The sequence below is a fragment of the Curtobacterium sp. YR515 genome, from assembly GCF_900113095.1.
Lineage (GTDB): Bacteria > Actinomycetota > Actinomycetes > Actinomycetales > Microbacteriaceae > Curtobacterium.
Genome location: NZ_FOOD01000002.1, coordinates 612,954 through 628,992, shown reverse-complemented (window position 1 = coordinate 628,992; position 16,039 = coordinate 612,954). Strand labels below are relative to the sequence as shown.

Sequence of the window (16,039 nt, the reverse complement as noted above, 5' to 3'; positions counted from 1 at the left end):
GCGGCGGGCCGGCTCAGCGTCCCTCGAGCGCCGCCGCCTCGTCGAGGATCGTGGCGATCGCCGCCGGGTCGTGCGCGAACCGCCCCAGGAACAGGCCGCCGATCCGCCCCTGCCCGCGGGTGAGCAGCCCGGGTCCGGCACTGCCGCCGTAGATCACCACGGACCCGGCGAGTTCCGGCCGCGTGGCCAGGTGCTCCTCGATCCCCGCGAGCACCCCCAAGACGTGCGCGTCGGGCGCCGGCGCCGGGGCGCCGATGGCCCACACCGGCTCGTACGCCACGACGAGCGGCCCCGCCAGGCCGTCCGCGACCGCCGTCGAGACGGCCCGGTCGAGCTGCGCGGTCACCTCGGCGACGGTCTCCGCTCGGGAGGCGCGGGTCGGCTCCCCGACGCAGACCAGCGGCCGCAGGTGGTTGCGGAAGGCGGCGTGCACCTTCCCCGCGACCTCGTCGTCCGTCTCGTGGAACAGGGAGCGCCGTTCGGCGTGGCCGATCTCGACGAGGTCGACGCCGATCTCGCGCAGCTCCGCACCGGTGACCTCGCCCGTGTACGCCCCCGCGTCGGCCCACGACAGGTCCTGGGCGCCGAGCAGCACGGGGGCACCGGCGTCGGTCAGGATGCGGCGGACCGGGACGAGCGCCGGGAACGTCGGCACCACGAAGAGCGACGCGGCACCGGACGTCATCGCGGGGTGCTGCCGGGCGACGTCCGCGACCTCGGCCGCCCACGACAGGGTCCGGGCGTGCGAGAAGTACGTCTTGAGCGACACCCCGATGGTGATCACGGCGCGACGGCCTCCACGATCAGCGCGAAGGACACCGCTCCCGGATCGACCGTGCCGACGGCGTGCTCGGCGTGGGTCCGGGCCCGGCCCTTCCTCGGCACCAGCTCGGCGGTGCCCTGCGCAGCGTCCTGCGCGGCGGACACCGCCGCACGCCAGGCATCGGGGAGCGCCGCACCGCCGTCGACCCGCGAACGGAGGGCCTCGCGGAACGGGACGAGCGCGTCCACCATCGTCTTGTCCCCGGGCACCGCGCCGAAGGCGAGGACCGCCTCAGTCGCCGCACCGACGGCCTCGACGACGTCCGCACCCGTCGGACGCGAGTCGTCCCCGAGCACGCGACCCAGTGCCTCCAGGGCCGCGCCCCAGATCGCTCCTGATGTGCCACCGGCCTTGTCGGACCAGGCGTCGCCGGCGATCCGCAGCACGCTGCCCGCGCCGGCTCCACGCTCGACGGCGTCGGACGCGGCTTCGGCGGCGGCGTGCGATCCCCGCTGCATGCCGATGCCGTGGTCCCCGTCACCGGCCACCGCGTCGATGCGGCCGAGTTCGTCGGCGTGCTCGTCGATGACCGCGCGGACCGCAGCGAAGCCGGCGGCGACCTGGACGGCGACGGCCCGGGAGTCCTCGCTGGCCGGGCCGACCTCGTCGGGTGCCGCGTCGGCCGCCACCACGGAGGGTGCGACGCGCTCCGCGGGGACGGCACCGCCCTTGCGGTACGCGGGGGTGTCGGCCGGGGCGGCCCAGAGTTCCTCGAGCTCCGTGTCGAGCCAGAAGAGGGTCAGCGAGACGCCGGCCATGTCGAAGCTCGTGACGAGTTCGCCGACCTCGGGCTCGACGATGACGACGCCCGCGTCGACGAGCCGGCGCTGCACCGAGCGGTAGACGACGAAGAGCTCCTCGTACTTGACGGAACCGAGGCCGTTGAGGATCGGAACGACGCGGGAGCCGGCGGCGGCGACCCCCGCCGGCAGCTCGTCGAGCAACCGGTCGACGAGCAGCGCGGCGAGTCCGTCGGCGGTCGGGACGTCGGTCTCGTCGATGCCGCGTTCGCCGTGGATGCCCATGCCGATCGCCATGCGGCCCTCGGGGACGGTGAACAGGGGTTCCTCGGCGCCGGGGAGCGAGCAGCCGGAGAACGCGACGCCGAACGATCGGGTGCGGTCGTTCGCCCGCTCCGCGATCGCCGTGACGGTGTCGAGGTCGTCGCCACGCTCGGCGGCCGCTCCGGCGACCTTGAACACGCAGAGGTCCCCCGCGATGCCGCGCCGTTCGTGCGCGCGATCGGCGGGTGCGCTCACCACGTCGTCGGTGACCCGCACCGTGCGGACGCTGATCCCGGAGGCCTCGAGCGCGCGTGCGGCCGCGTCGAAGTTGAGGACGTCGCCGGCGTAGTTGCCGTAGCTCAGCAGCACCCCGCCGCCGTGCTCGGAGGCCGTCGCCACCGACGTGACCTGCTGGGCGCTCGGGCTGGCGAACAGGTTCCCCATCGCCGCACCGGCGGCCAAGCCGTGCCCGACGAGCCCGCCGAACGCCGGGTAGTGCCCGGATCCGCCGCCGATCACGAGCGCGACCGTGCCGTCCGGCGACGTGGTCGACCGCGCGACCCCGCCGTGGACCTTCCGGACCCACCGCTCGTTCGCGGCGACGAACCCGTCGGTCGACTCGTCGGCGAAGTCCGCCGGGTCGTTGAAGAGCCGGGTCATCGCTCGTCCCCCTGGGTGCGCACGTGCGTGGTGTCGAGCAGCTCGTCCGCCTTCGCGCCACGGAAGTACTTCGTGCAGAAGATCATCACCGCGGCCACGAACGCCAGGACCCCGAGCGACACGATGCCGAACGCTCCGCTGTCCGTGGGCACCACGTCGTTGATCGCGGTGCGCATGATCGGCGCCACGAACCCGCCGAGGTTGCCGAGCGAGTTGATGAGCCCGATGCCCGCGGCCGCTGCGGCCCCGGTCAGGAAGGCCGTCGGGTACGCCCACGTGATCGGTCCCACCGCGAGGAAGCTCGCGACCGCCAGCGTGATGAACAGGATGCCGAGGATCGGCTGCCCGTTCGCGCCGGCCCAGGCGGACCCGAGGATCGACAGGCCGGTGGTGATGTAGAACCGGGTGCCCCAGCGTCGACGACGCCCGACGGTGTCCGCCCGCGAACCGACGAGGTAGCAGGCGACGAGGCCGACGAGCCACGGGATCGCCGCGACCAGTCCGACCTGCCAGCCGACGTCCTGCCCGAGCAGCGACGAGACCTGCTGCGGCAGGTAGAACGTCGTGCCGTACACGGCGACCTGCAGGCAGAAGTAGATGATCGTGAAGTACCAGACGCGGCCGCTGGCCAGCGCCTTCCAGATGCCCGTCGGGCCGTCCTCGCTGCGGGCGGTGTCCTCGCGGGCCATCGCTGCCGTGAGCGAGTCCTTCTCCCCCGGCTCGAGCCACTTCGCCTGCTGCGGACTGTTCGTCAGGAACACCAGGGCCGCGATGCCGGCCAGGACCGCGAGGAGTCCCTCACCCGCGAACATCACCTGCCAGCCGTGGAACGGGGTGGCCTGGTCGCCGAAGCTGATCAGTCCGCCGGACAGCGGTGCGCCGATCATCTGCGAGAACGGCTGCGCCAGGTAGAAGATCGCGAACATCCGCACGCGGACCTTGTTCGGGAACCACTCGGACAGGTACATGATCACGCCGGGGAAGAGCCCCGCCTCGGTCACGCCGAGGATGAAGCGCAGGATGATGAACATCGTGTCGTTCGTCGTGAACGAGAACAGCGCGGCGACGATGCCCCACGTGATCGCGATGCGGGCGAGCCAGAAGCGTGCACCCAGGCGCTTGAGCAGCAGGTTCGACGGGATCTCGAAGATCGCGTAGCCGATGAAGAAGATGCCGGCACCGAGCGCGAAGGCGGCGTCGGAGATGCCGCGGTCGACGCTCAGGGCCTCCTCTGCGAACCCGACGTTGGTGCGGTCGAGGAACGCGACGAAGTACAGGATGACGAGCATCGGCATGAGGTGCTTCGTCGCCTTGCCGATCGCCGACTTCAGGGCCGGGTCGTGCGTGGACCCGAGCGCGGGGGCAGGGGGAAGTGACACGGGTTCGCTCCTTTGCGAGCACGGTGCGGTGGTTGGGAGGGGACGGTGCGGTGGGTTGGGAGGGGACGGTGGACCCGTCAGTGCATGTACAGGCCGCCGTCGACGTTCAGCGTCTGGCCCGTGACGAACCCGGCGTCCTCGCTGATCAGGTAGGCGATCGCGGCGGCGATGTCCCTCGGGGTGCCGATCCGCGGCAGCACGCCGTCGGCGGCCATCGCGGTCTTGCGCTCCTCGGTCAGGGTGCCGCCCATGATGTCGGTGTCGATCGGCCCGGGGGCGATCGCGTTGACGGTGACGCCCTGCGGGCCGAGCTCGCGGGCGAGGCCGCGGGTCAGACCGATCACGCCGGCCTTCGCGACCGTGTACGGGGTCTTGCTGAAGGTGCCGCCGCCGCGCTGGGCGGAGACCGACGACAGGTTCACGATGCGGCCGTAGCCGTTCCGCACCATCGACTCCGCCGCCCGCAGGCTCGCGAAGTGCACGCCGTCGAGGTTGATCGACAGCACGCGGTGCCACTCCCCCTCCGGGAGGTCGAGGTACGCGTGCGCCGAGGACACCCCGGCGAGGTTGACCAGGGCGACGATCGGGTGGAGCTCGGCCTCGATCGTGTCGAAGGCGGCCCGGACGGCGGTCTCGTCGGCGACGTTCGCGCCCACGCCGACGGCCCGGACGCCGTGCTGCTCGCGGATCTCGGTGGCGACCGCCGCGCTGGCGTCCTGGTCGAGGTCGATGATGCCGATGTCCCACCCGGCCTCGGCGAGGTGGTGGGCGGTGGCGCGGCCGATCCCCCGGGGCGATGCGGCCCCGGTCAGGACGGCGGTGCGGTGCTGCTGTTCGTTGTCCATGGTGTTCCGCCTCAGTGGATCGGGGCCGGGCCGAGCTCGTCGAGGAGCTTCTGCATCGCGACGTAGGCCTTGTTGCGGTAGGCGACGAGTTCCGGCGTGCGGTCGGCGGGCACCTCGAGGTACCCGGCACCCGACTTCGTGCCGAGCTCGCCCGCGTCGACGTGCTGCTGCAGCGACGGCGGGGTCGCGAAGCGCTCGGGCCAGCGGGTCTGCAGCGACTCGAAGCAGAACGCGTACACGTCGAGTCCGGCCATGTCGGCGATCGCGAACGGGCCGAAGAACGGCAGGCGGAAGCCGAACGTGGTCCGCACGATGGTGTCGATGTCGTCGGGGGTCGCGATGCCCTCGTCGGCGATCTTCGTGGCTTCCTCGAACAGTGCGTACTGCAGGCGGTTCAGCACGAACCCGGTCGAGTCCTTCACCCGCGCGGACTGCTTGCCCGTGGCCGCGACGACGGTCTCGCCGACCGTGATCGCGTGCTCGTTCGTCGTCGGGTGCGGGATGAGCTCGACGCCGGGGATGAACGGCGCCGGGTTCGAGAAGTGCACGCCGAGGAACCGCTCCGGACCCACGACGGCCTCGGCCAGCGACTCGATGAGGATCGTCGACGTGTTCGAGCCGATGACGGCGTCCGGGCGGGCGGCCTCGCTGATGCGCCGGAGCGTCGCGTGCTTGATCTCGAGCTTCTCGGGGACGGCCTCCTCGATGAAGTCGGCCGAGGCGACCGCTTCCTCGATCGAGGCGGCGGCGCTGAGGTGGGCGTCCACCCGCGACACGGCATCAGCGGGGAACAGCCCGTCCGCGACGAACTGCTCCGTCTCCGTGATGAGCCGGGCGCGGTTGGACGCGGCGATCTCCGCCGAGACGTCGGCGATCCGGACGGTGTGACCGGCGAGGGCGAGGACCTGGGCGATCCCGCCGCCCATGTAGCCGGATCCGACGACGGCGATGTCGAGGGTGCTCATCGGGTGACTCCTTGCTTCGTCGCCCCGACCACCGAGGTGGCGAGGACGGAACGGATGTACTGCTGGTTGGTGGCGCAGACGCCGAGGCTGTCCCCGCCGTACTGCTCGGTCATGACGATCCCGCGGAAGCCGTCGGCGACCGCGTCGCGCAGGACCTGGCGGTAGTTGATGAGTCCGGCCTCCATGGTGCTCGGCGCGCTCGTCGCCCAGCTGCCGTCGCCGGCCTCGTCCCGCGTGTAGTTCTTCACGTGGAGGTAGTTCGTGTACGGCAGGGTCTTCGCGAACAGCTCCTTCCAGTCATCGACCGGACGGTGGAGGCGGATGAGGTTCGCGACGTCGGCGTTCAGCCCGACGTTGTCGAGGCCGATCTCCTCGACGAGTCGGACGGCGCTGTCCGCGGTCCCGAGGTAGGTGTCCTCGTACAGCTCCAGCGCCATCGGGAGTCCGACGCTCGCGGCGTGCTCGCCGAGCTCACGCAGACGGGACACGGCAGCGGCACGGACCTCCGCGTCGTCCGGGTCCTTCGGGCCCTGCGCGGTCCAGAACCAGAGCGCCTTCCGCTGGGCCTCGTTGAACGGCTGGTGGAGCCCCGTCGAGAACACCTGCATGCCCCACTCGGCCGCCGCGTCGATCGTGCGGTGGGCGTAGGCGAGGTTGTCCTCCTCGTGCCCGGGCTGGACGACGCTCTTGCGCTGCAGGTGCACCGACGGGATGCCGACGCCGTGCGCCTTCGCGATCGCGAACAGCTCGTCGCGGCGGGACCGTTCGAGGTCGGCGGGCCGGATGTGGCTGTCGGCGAGTTCGGCGAGCGAGAACCCGACGGCCTCGATCTGCGCGAACACGTCGTCCCACACGGCCGGGTCCGCGTCGTGGAAGGCGACGCCGTCCCGCGTCACCTGCGGGAACCCGTGCAGACACGTCGCGATCGGCCAGGTGTCGGCCGTCCAGCTGCTGGAGTCCCAGTCTTGGTCGACCCAGTCCTGCGGTGTGCTCACGGGATGCTCCTTCGCATGTCGGGGTTCATCGTCGAACCTCTTTCCTATAGGAAAGATACTCCGTCGTCGGAGATTCGCAACCGATCGGACCAAACCCCTCGTCCGGGGGGCTCCGAAGGAGGGCGGGCACGGAGGATCAGGACGCCCGTCCCGTTGACCCGAACCTCGGGACGGGCGTCCGCCCGGGCCGGATCAGGCGGTGTGCGACGCGTCCGCTCGCGACCGGAGGCGCACGGCGTCGATGTGGTGCCGCATCGCCGCGACCGCCGATGCGGGGTCCTCGGCCAGTGCGTCGAGGACGGCGCGGTGCTCCTGCACGGCACGGTCGGTGTCGTCGCCACCACCCTCGACGATCTGCCGCATCCGGTGGACGCGGGTCGTGATGATCTCGGACATCTCCTCGAGGAACGGGTTGCGCGTCGCGTCGAAGACGACCTGGTGGAACTGCCAGTCGGCCCGGAAGAACCGCGCCATCAGCTCCTCGGACGCCGCACCCGCACCGATCGCGGCGATCTCCTCGGCCACGGCCGCCTGCTCGGCGAGTGCCGTCGCCAACCGTGACCGCAGGGCGGGGACGTCGCCGCGCGCAGCCAGCTCGACGGCCCCCGACTCCACGATGAGTCGGGCGTCGAAGAGGGCCTCGAGCTGGTCGCCGGCGAGCGGCAGGGACACCCGGTACCCCTTGTTGGCCTCACGCGTGACGAGCCCGGTGCGTTCGAGCTGCACGAGCGCCTCGCGCACCGGGGTCGGCGAGACGCCGAGGGAGCGGGCCAGTCCGTCGATCGACAGGCGCATGCCCGGTTCGACGTCGTGCCCCATCAGGACCTCGAGCACCCGGTCGTAGACGCGGTCGCGCAGCCCGAGCTGGGTGATGCGCTCGGTCCCGAAGCCCGGCATCGTGGTCGACATGCATCGATCCTAGAGAATCCAGGATCACGGGCGCCTCGCCCCGGTCCGGATCAGTAGAGCGCGTCGATGCCGATCAGGTCGCCGAGGCCGAGGGTCCGCTGGCCGGTCTCGCACGTCGTCGACGCGGGCTTCATCACGAGGCCGCTCGTCGCCGCGGTGTGCCCGAGGCCGTACGCGTGCCCCCATTCGTGCGTGGCGACCCCGCGCAGGTCGAAGCGCTTCCCCGAGCAGGTCGACGCGGCGGACCAGTCGACCGACGTCGAGTACCGCTGGTCGGCCTCGACCGCGACGCCCGATCGCGACCAGACGCAGGTCACCGCGAGGGTCCCGGAGCGCAGCGATCCCCACCCGACCATGTTCGAGCCGTCGGACGCGCCGCAGCCACCGGTCGCGGTGACGCCCATCGCGCGTTTGCGGCTGCCGAGGGGCGTGTCGTCCGCCGTCGACTTCACCGTCCGGCCGCACGCCGACGTGGTCCCGGTCCAGGCGTCGGCACCGGCGCCGATGGCTGCTGCGCCGGACACCTTCTGGTTGTTCGGGTTGTAACTCCACTCGACGGTGTTGGCCCAGCGGAAGCCGAGCTTCGTGTACGCCGTCGCGGAGCAGCTGGACGTCTTGCCCGTGGCCGCCGTCGACGATGCCGCTCCGCCCGTGGCCCGGAGTCCGGAACCGCCCGGGAGCGTCCGGTGCGCGAGGGCGGCACGCTCCTGGCGGATGGCTGCCGGTGCCCCGGACCACTGGTCGTGCACGAGGACCGCGACGCCAGCGCGACCGGTGTTCGTCACCGACACGTCCCCGTCGTCGGTACTGCCCGCGGCGCCGACCGGCATCGCGGAGACCGTCGTCCCGACCGGCGGCACCCGGAACTGCCGACCGTCGGGCAGCACGACCGTGCCGGACGACACGGCACACCCCGACGACAGCGCAGTGACGGTGATCCGGTCCCCGCGGCAGGACGGTGCGGCATCGGCGTGCGGGACGCCGACCGACGTGGTGACGACCGCGGCGAGCGCGATCCCGAGCACGACCGCCCCTGCGGTCACGGTGGACATCCGCACGTTGTCGACCCTCCTGGTCCCCTGTACCGGCAGCCCCCTGCCGGGCGCAGTCAGTGTGCGGACCCCCGGACGGCGCGGTCAACCCCCCGAACTGGCCGTGCACACGCGCCGAGACTGTGCTCAGGGCACCTGCACGAACCGCGGCGCACCCCGCTCCCGCAACCGGAACCCGAGGTGCTGGTACAGCCCGATCGCCCCGGTGTTGCCGGCGGCGGCGTGCATGAGCGGCGTCTCGCCCCGCGCGCGGATGCCGTGCGCGACGTCGAGCACGAGGCGCCGTCCGAGCCCCTGCCCGCGGAAGTCGGCGTCCGTGCACACCGCGCTGATCTCGGTCCACCCCGGCGGGTGCAGACGTTCCCCGGCCATGGCGATGAGGCGGCCCTCGCGCCGGACGCCGACGTACCGGCCGAGCTCGATCGTGCGGGGCAGGAACGGCCCGGGCTTCGTGCGGGCGATGAGCTCGAGGATCTCGGGGACGTCGTCGGGGGTGAGCTCGACGGCCTCGGGGTCCGGAGCGCCCTCGATGTCCTCGCCGGTGAGCTGCACACCCCCGGAACCCTCGACGGCGTGCCAGCCCTCGGGGAGGACGGCGGACGCGCCGACGCCGAACACCGCACCGGGTCCGAGCAGCGCGCGCACGTCGTCCCAGTCCGCGGCCGTCGGTCGCTCCGGGATCCCGGTCCAGACCGACACGTCGGGCAGGTACCGCGCGATGTCGCCGCGACGCTCGGCGAACCGGGCGTGCTCGCCGTTCAGGGACGCGAGCGCGGGGTTGTCGAGCAGCCGGGTCGGGGTGCCGTCGTCGGCGATCGTGAGGTCGAGCGTCCGCACCGCCGTGCCGCGGGGGTCGCCGCCGCGGAAGCCGAGGTCCTCGAGGCGGCGCCGGTCCCCGTCCTCCCAGCCGGCCGTGTCCGCGACGACGGCGGCGGCGTAGGTGTTGCGGGCGTGGCCGACGACGGCCTCGACGTCCGTCGCGGTGGTCAGGACGACCGCTCCGGGTCGGGTCAGGTCGGTCGTCGGGGCATCGGTCGTCATGGGTCCATCCTGCGACGCCGAGGACACCGACCGCACATCGTTGCACCGCGTGACACAGCGGCCGGCGGCCAGCGCTACGCCAGCCGCGCCGCCACGAACGCCACCATCCGCCGCACGAGCTCCGCGCGCGACGTGGCCCGGCGGTACTCGTGCCCCTCGCCCGCGAGCTCGAGGTACTCCACGTCGTGCGACCTCGCCGTGAGCGCCTCGACCACCTGGTGCGCCTCACCGATCGGCACGTTGGTGTCGAGCTCGCCGTGCACGACGAGCAGCGGCGCGGTGACGTCGTCGATCGCCCGCATCGGCGACAGCGAGTCGAGCAGCGCGGCGTCGTCCACGGGGTGGCCGTACTTCGTCGCGGCCGCGGAGGCGATCCACGGCTCGGTGTCCCGGTAGAAGGTCGCGAAGTCGCTCATCCCACACACGGCGACGCCGGCCGCGAAGACGTCCGGGGTGAAGGCCAGGGACGCGAGGGTGGCGTACCCGCCGTACGAGCGGCCCTCGACGGCGACGCGGGAGCGGTCCGCGTACCCGTTGGACACGAGGAACCGCGCGCAGTCCACGACGTCGGCGAGCGCGTTCCAGCGCAGTCCGAGGTCGTCCGCGCGCACGAAGTCGCGCCCGTACCCGCTGGACCCGCGGATGTTCGGCGCGAACACCGTGATGCCCGCGGCGGCGAGCGCCTGGTGCTGCGGGGAGAACGTGGGTCGCTCCTGCGACTCCGGTCCGCCGTGCAGGTGGACGAGCGCTGCGCGCGGCTCGGGAGGCACGGCACCGACGTCGGGACCGCCACCGGTCGACGACGTGGCCGGCTCCACCGCCCGGTACAGCCAGCCGGTGATCTCCAGTCCGTCGCGCGCCGCGAAGCGCTCGAGCGTCGGCTCGACCAGGGGCACCTCCGGCAGCCCGGGAACGCCGGTGACCCGGCTCCACGTCAGCGCGTTCGTGTCGAGGCGCCAGAGCTCCCGGGGCCGCAGGGGTCCCTCGACGGCGAGGAGCACGCTGCGCCCGTCGCGGCTGAGGACCGGGTCGGTGACGACGTACCCGGGCAGGTCCGGCACGGGCGTCCGCGAGGCGTCGTGCGTGTTGATGAGGTCGAGTTCGCTCCGGCCGTCGACGTTCCAGACGAGCAGCAGGGTCCGGCCGGCGTCGTCGGCGTCGAGGTACTCCAGTTCGGCGCCGTCGCGCTCGGTGATCCGCCGGGGTGCACCGCGCCAGCCGTGCGGGCCGACCGGCTGGGCCACGAGCCCGCGGCGGGGCAGCCCGGCCTCGGTGGCGACGTAGGCGACGAGCGGACTGGTCTCGCTCGCGGGTGCCGGTCGGAGGAAGGCGATCTCCGCCGAGCCGTCCGGCGATTCGGCGAGCAGCGCGTGGCTCTCGTCGGTGAGCCGGTCGACGACCACGACGAACTCGTGGCCGCGCTGCCCGTCCCGGAGCACGACGAGGCGCTCCTCGACGCTGAGGTCGAGGATGTGGATGAGCTCCCCCACCGCGAGGTCGTCGCGGTCGCCGGAGACGGGGTCGACGAGGTACGAGCGGGCGGGCTGGTCGGCCTCGGTGGACGGCAGGGTGATGACGACCCGGTGGCCGCTGCGGCTCCACGGGCCGAGTTCGGCGTGCTGGTACCGCGACCCGGCGATCTGCGCGGCGTCGGTGCCGTCGGGTCGGACCACCCAGACCTGCTGCTTCACGCCGCCGTCGGTCGCGATGGCCACGGCGAGCCACTCCCCGTCGGAGGACCACGTCACCCGGATCACGGGGTCGTCGGACAGCCGGATCCGCACGGGCTCTGGTGCTTCGTCGCCGACGACGACGTCCTGCACGAAGACCTCGGGGGTGCCGTGCCGGTCGCTCACGAACGCGACGCGGCGGGCGTTCCGCGTCATGGTGGGCCCCCACGATCCCCAGGCCGCGACGAGGCGCTCGCCCAGGTCGGCCGCCTGCCGGGCGCGGGCCGACGGCTCGAGGTGGGTCGCGCCTCCTGGCCGCACGGCGGGCCCGCTCACCGCACCCCCTGCTGCTGCAGCCACATCTCGATCAGGCCGAGCTGCCAGAGCGCGTTCGCGCCGATCTCGGTCCGCGTGCTGTTCGGGTCCTGGAGCATCCGCTCGACCGTACCCGGATCGAAGAGCCCGCGCTCCCGCGCCTCCGGGGCGTGCAGCGCCTGCCGGACGCGCTCGAGGTACGGACCCTCGAGCTGCCGGATCGCCGGCACCGGGAAGTACCCCTTCGTCCGGTCGATGACGGCGTCGGGGACGATGCCGCGGGCCGCGCGCTTCATGACGCCCTTGCCGCCGTCCGCGAGCTTGAGCTCGGGTGGGATCGCGCCGGCGAACTCGACGAACTCGTGGTCGAGGAACGGCACGCGCGCCTCGAGTCCCCACGCCATCGTCATGTTGTCGACGCGCTTCACCGGGTCGTCGACGAGCATCGTCATCGTGTCGCTGCGGAGCGCGGCGTCGACGCTGGTCTCGGCGCCCGGCACGGCGAACGCGGCGTCCACGAACGCCGAGGGCGTGTCGTCGTCGCTCCGCCAGCGCTCCCCGAGCAGGGGTTGGAGTGCCGGCCACCGGCGGTCCATGAACACCGAGCGGTAGACCTCGGCGGCCTGGTCCCGCGGGACGGAGGCGAGCGGCGGGTACCAGCTGTAGCCGCCGAGCACCTCGTCCGCACCCTGCCCGGACTGCACGACCTTGACGTGCTGCGACACCTCTTCCGAGAGCAGGTAGAAGGCGACGCAGTCGTGGCTGACCATCGGCTCGCTCATCGCGCCGATCGCGCCGTCGATGCCGTCGAGCAGGCGCGACGAGGGGATGCGGATGCGGTGGTGGTCGGTGCCGAAGTGGCGCGCGACCTCGTCGGAGTACTCGAACTCGTCGCCGGACTCGCCACCGGCCGACTCGAAGCCGATGCTGAACGTGGCGAGGTCCTGCTGCCCGGCTTCGGCGAGCAGTGCCACGACGAGCGAGGAGTCGATCCCGCCCGAGAGCAGCACGCCGACCGGCACGTCGGCGACCATGCGGCGCTCGACCGCGGTGCGGAGCTTCGCGGTGAAGGCCTCCTGCCAGTCCTGGTCGTTCCAGTCGGCCTTGTCCGGGTCGCGCTCGAAGCGGGGCTCCCAGTACGTCTCGTCGCGGGAGGTCCCGTCGCGCTCGATGACCCGGACGGTCGCCGGCGGCAGCTTGCCGACGCCGGACAGGATCGTGCGGGGCGCCGGGACGATCGAGTGGAAGGTCATGTACGACGCGAAGGCGACCGGGTCGATGCTCGTGTCGACGCCACCACCGGCCAGGACGGCGGGCAGGGAGCTCGCGAACCGCACCCCGCCGGGGACCTCGGCGACGTAGAGCGGCTTGATGCCGAGCCGATCGCGGGCGAGGACGAGCCGGCCGCTGGCGTGCTCCCAGATGGCGATCGCGAACATCCCGACCAGGTGGTCGACGAACCGGGTGCCCCACTCGGCGTAGGCGGCGAGGATGACCTCGGTGTCCGAGGTCGAGAAGAACTCGTGGCCACGGCCGCGCAGCTCGTCGCGGAGCTGTCGGTAGTTGTAGACCATGCCGTTGTAGGCGATGGTCAGTCCGGCACGGGGGTGCACCATCGGCTGCGCGCCCGCGGTGGACAGGTCGACGATCGACAACCGTCGGTGCCCGAGCGCGACCGGTCCGCGTGCCCACAGCCCGTCGCCGTCGGGGCCGCGGTGCACGAGGCAGCCCGTCATCCGCGCCACGGCCGCGACGTCCGGCGCCGTCCCGTCGAACCGGAGTTCTCCCGCGAGTCCGCACATCAGCTGTCCCCTGCCGTTCCGGTGATCCAGGTGTCCTTGGCGCCGCCGCCGCGCGAGGAGTTCACGACCATGCTCCCCTCCGGCGCCACCCGCGTGAGCGCGACGTCGGCGAGGTGGGTGTCGTCCGGCCCCGTGCCCGTGACGTAGACGAAGGCACGCAGGTCGACGTGCCGGGGGTCGAGGCCGGCCGGGCCGATGGTCGGGTGCGACGACAGCTGCACGACCTCCTGCCCGACCCAGCGGTCGGGGTCGGCGGCGATCGCCCGGCGCCGCTCGGCGACCTCGGGAGCGCTCGCGCTCGGACCGATCAGGACGTCCCGACCGCCCTCGCCGTCGACGGGCTTCGTCACGAGCTCGCCGACGCGGTCGAGCACGGAGAGCCGTTCGCCCTCGATGCTGGTCCGGTACGTGGGGACCGAGTCGAGCAGCGGCTTCTCGTCGAGGTAGTACCAGATGAGGTCCGGCACGGTGACGTACATCGCCTTGTCGTCGACGAGCGCGTTGCCCGGCGCGTTCGCCAGGTGCACGCCACCGGCCTCGGCGACGTCGAGGATGCGCGCACCGAGGTCCGGTGCGTGCTCCGCCGCGAGCGCGCTGACGTCGCGGTCGATGCGCAGGTACAGCCCGTGCAGCACGTCACCCGTCCGCGCCTCGACGACGTGTCCGTCGCGGACGTCCAGGTCCGAGCCAGCCAGGAGGCGCAACCCGGCCCCGTCGGCCAGCCTGCGGTGCTCGAACCACGCGCCGGCGGCGGGGCCGTCGCTGACCAGCGCGATCACCGGGTCCGGTTCACCGGTCACGGCGGTCGCGTTCGTGCGGAGCGTGTCGCGGAGGCGGTCGACCACTCCGTGCGGGTCGAGCAGGTGCTCCGGCCGCGGGGCGTCCGGCACCACCTCGTCCATCAGCTCGCGGAGCGCGATGCCGTACGCGACGCCGGAGGGCGACCGGACGTTGTCCTCGAGCACGCGCCACCCGCCGAACTCGTTCCGGACCAGGTCGAACCCCATCACGGGCGCACGCACGGCGTCCTGCGGCAGCCGGGCGGCCGCCGGGTCCCACCCGTTGGCCCCGACGAACTGGTGCTCGTCCATCACGCCGTCCGCCACGATCCGCCGGGGACCGTACGCGTCGCGGAGGAACAGCTCGATCGCGCGGGCGCGCTGCCCGAGGCCGGCGGCGAGTTGGCGCCACTCGTACGCGCTGACGGTCCGCGGGACGAGGTCGCAGCCGAACGCCTGGACGCCGCCGTCGACCACGAAGCCGACCTCGTGCTCGCGGGTCCATGCGTCGCGGGCGGTGCAGCGCTCGATGGTGGTCTCGGCGTCCCACCCGCGGAAGAACACCGCGAGGTCGCGGAACGCGGGGCGGGGCCGGGCTCCCGGACCGACGGCCTCGTCACCGGCGCGGACGCGGTACGACGGCAGCGTCACGGTCGGGTGCTCGGTGCGGCCGGAGGGCGTCCCGGCGGTGTCCTCGACGACCGAGGCCACGACGTCGTCGAGCTCGCCGCGCTCGGCGTACGCGGTGCGCTGCCGGTCCGTGGAGTTCCCGCGGGCGAGGGTGTCCTCGACGAGCTCCGCCACCGTGCCCCAGTCGCCGAGCTCCTCGAGCTCCGGACGGAGCCGTGAGACGAGCTGGCGGACGGCGGTCTCGGCGGGCAGCCGCTCCGGGTGCTGCCCGAGCCCGAGCAGTTCGCCGGTCAGGCCACCGCGGGCGGCCTGCCACATCGCCGCCCGGTGCAGGGGCTCGCTGCGCGGTCGCCACTCGGCACCGGACTCGACCGCCTTCTCCGCCTTGCGGACGGCGGCGCGGAACAACCCGGCGATGAGCACGGCGTCGTCCACGATCGGCGTCGCGTCGCACACCCGGAGCTCGAGCGTCGGGGCGTGCGAGGACGGCCGCACGTCGAAGTACGCCATCTTCTTGTCGGCGATCACCCCGGACGCGATGAGGTCGTCGAGCATCGCGTCGTACTCGGCGGCGTCCTTGACACGCCCGAAGCTGCCCGCCGAGGGCCAGCGCTGCCAGATGATGCTGCGGAACGACGAGTAGCCGGTGTCCTGCCCGTTCCAGAACGGACTCGACGCACTGAGCGCCAGCAGCACCGGCAGCACCGGGGCCACCCGCTGGGCGATCTGCACCGCCAGGTCGCGGTCGCTCACACCGACGTGCACCTGCAGGCCGCAGATGAGCTGTTCGTCGACGAGCATCCGGTACTGCTCCTGCATGCGGCCGTACCGCCCACCGGAGGTCAGCTCGAAGTCGGCGTACTCCGACCGCGGCGCGGTGCCGGCAGCCGCGATCGTGACCCCGGCGGGGGCGATCGCGGCGCTCAGCTCGCTGCGCAGGTCGACGATCACCCGTCTCAGGTCGTCGAGGGTGCGCACCACGGGGGTGTTCGTCTCGATGGTCGTGCGCTGGAGTTCAGCGCCGAACCGGTCGGCGGGCAGTTTGGGCAGAAGGCGCGGGGCCTTCGCGGAAAGTCGTCCGGAATCGAGGTCGATGAGGTGCAGTTCTTCCTCGGCGCCGAGCGTCAGCTCTGCACTCATGGGCCGAACCTATCGCCGCACCTTGTGGAA

General features: G+C 72.6%; 12 protein-coding genes. All 12 read right to left on the bottom strand.

Annotation, left to right across the window (positions count from 1 at the left end):
* Window positions 1-13: 13 nt before the first annotated feature.
* The 12 genes from BM028_RS07785 to BM028_RS07730 all read right to left on the bottom strand — a co-directional run bounded on the left by BM028_RS07785 (window position 14) and on the right by BM028_RS07730 (window position 16,009).
* Window positions 14-784, bottom strand: coding sequence for a triose-phosphate isomerase family protein (locus BM028_RS07785; protein ID WP_092385684.1), 771 nt, complete (start codon window positions 782-784; stop codon window positions 14-16).
* Window positions 781-2,487 (bottom strand): dihydroxyacetone kinase family protein, encoded by a 1,707-nt coding sequence (locus BM028_RS07780; RefSeq protein WP_092385682.1) that lies wholly within the window; start codon window positions 2,485-2,487, stop codon window positions 781-783. The genes BM028_RS07785 and BM028_RS07780 overlap by 4 nt, the downstream gene beginning before the upstream one ends.
* Window positions 2,484-3,866 carry an MFS transporter gene (locus BM028_RS07775; protein ID WP_092385680.1) on the bottom strand — a complete coding sequence of 461 codons (1,383 nt, stop codon included), beginning with the start codon at window positions 3,864-3,866 and terminating at the stop codon, window positions 2,484-2,486. Before BM028_RS07775 ends, BM028_RS07780 begins: the two co-directional genes overlap by 4 nt.
* A 77-nt stretch (window positions 3,867-3,943) precedes the next feature.
* Window positions 3,944-4,711: an SDR family NAD(P)-dependent oxidoreductase gene (locus tag BM028_RS07770; RefSeq protein WP_092385678.1), complete on the bottom strand. Its 768-nt coding sequence runs from the start codon at window positions 4,709-4,711 to the stop codon at window positions 3,944-3,946.
* An 11-nt stretch (window positions 4,712-4,722) separates the two neighbouring features.
* The gene (locus tag BM028_RS07765) at window positions 4,723-5,676 is read right to left on the bottom strand and encodes a 3-hydroxyacyl-CoA dehydrogenase family protein (RefSeq protein WP_092385676.1); all 954 of its coding nucleotides are present in this window, start codon (window positions 5,674-5,676) and stop codon (window positions 4,723-4,725) included.
* Entirely contained in the window at window positions 5,673-6,671 is a 999-nt protein-coding gene (locus BM028_RS07760) for a sugar phosphate isomerase/epimerase family protein (RefSeq protein ID WP_092385674.1), read from the bottom strand. Before BM028_RS07760 ends, BM028_RS07765 begins: the two co-directional genes overlap by 4 nt.
* 192 nt (window positions 6,672-6,863) lie before the next feature.
* Window positions 6,864-7,580, bottom strand: coding sequence for a GntR family transcriptional regulator (locus BM028_RS07755; RefSeq protein WP_092385672.1), 717 nt, complete (start codon window positions 7,578-7,580; stop codon window positions 6,864-6,866).
* A gap of 50 nt (window positions 7,581-7,630) precedes the next feature.
* Window positions 7,631-8,632 carry a matrixin family metalloprotease gene (locus BM028_RS07750; protein ID WP_092385670.1) on the bottom strand — a complete coding sequence of 334 codons (1,002 nt, stop codon included), beginning with the start codon at window positions 8,630-8,632 and terminating at the stop codon, window positions 7,631-7,633.
* Window positions 8,633-8,758: 126 nt separating this feature from the next.
* A complete protein-coding gene (locus BM028_RS07745) occupies window positions 8,759-9,673 on the bottom strand; it encodes a GNAT family N-acetyltransferase (RefSeq protein WP_092385668.1) in 915 nt (304 codons plus the stop codon).
* A gap of 74 nt (window positions 9,674-9,747) precedes the next feature.
* Window positions 9,748-11,679 (bottom strand): S9 family peptidase, encoded by a 1,932-nt coding sequence (locus BM028_RS07740; protein WP_217647237.1) that lies wholly within the window; start codon window positions 11,677-11,679, stop codon window positions 9,748-9,750.
* On the bottom strand, window positions 11,676-13,460 hold the full coding sequence (locus tag BM028_RS07735) for an N-acetylglutaminylglutamine amidotransferase (RefSeq protein WP_092385666.1): 1,785 nt from the start codon (window positions 13,458-13,460) through the stop codon (window positions 11,676-11,678). Before BM028_RS07735 ends, BM028_RS07740 begins: the two co-directional genes overlap by 4 nt.
* The gene (locus BM028_RS07730; protein ID WP_092385664.1) at window positions 13,460-16,009 is read right to left on the bottom strand and encodes a carboxylate--amine ligase/circularly permuted type 2 ATP-grasp protein; all 2,550 of its coding nucleotides are present in this window, start codon (window positions 16,007-16,009) and stop codon (window positions 13,460-13,462) included. Before BM028_RS07730 ends, BM028_RS07735 begins: the two co-directional genes overlap by 1 nt.
* Window positions 16,010-16,039: the final 30 nt, after the last annotated feature.